The sequence below is a fragment of the Streptomyces minutiscleroticus genome (assembly GCF_014650875.1).
GTDB classification, from domain to species: Bacteria; Actinomycetota; Actinomycetes; order Streptomycetales; family Streptomycetaceae; genus Streptomyces; species Streptomyces minutiscleroticus.
Genome location: NZ_BMVU01000288.1, coordinates 1 through 523, shown reverse-complemented (window position 1 = coordinate 523; position 523 = coordinate 1). Strand labels below are relative to the sequence as shown.

1 protein-coding gene is annotated in these 523 nt (G+C 75.3%); it reads right to left on the bottom strand.

Features of this window, described 5'->3' with window-relative positions:
- Positions 1–477: acyltransferase domain-containing protein (locus IE271_RS41530; RefSeq protein WP_373308929.1), on the bottom strand; the 477-nt coding region annotated here is incomplete at its 3' end.
- Positions 478–523: the final 46 nt, after the last annotated feature.

Genomic DNA, 523 nt, shown 5'->3' with positions numbered 1-523 from the left:
CACCTCGGCCACCGCCCGCGCGAACACCGGCGACTCATCCAGCAACCGACGCCCCATACCCACCCACTGCGCCCCCTGACCCGGGAACACGAAGGCGCGGCGGCCTTCGACATCGGCGGTTCCGCTCACTGCGTGGGGCGTCTCTTCGGCCTGCGCCAGTGCCGCCAGGGCGGTGAGCGCACGGTCCGGGTCGGACGCCACGGTGACCGTCCGGTGTTCCAGGGCCGCCCGTGCGGTGAGGAGGGCGTGGCCGGTGCGGGCAAGGCCGGTCGGCCGTTGTGCGGCGAGGTGGCCGCGCCAGGCGGCGGCCTGGGCCCGCAGGGCGGGTTCGGTTGCCGCGGAGAGGAGCAAGGGCACCGCGGCAGCGGGTGACCGGTCCGCCGGGGTCTCCGCGGTGACCTCGGCGGGCGCATTCTCGACCACGGCCTGTTCCAGGATGACGTGGGCGTTGGTGCCGCTCACACCGAACGACGACACCGCGGCCCGACGCGGCCGATCCACCTCCGGCCACACCCGCCGCTCC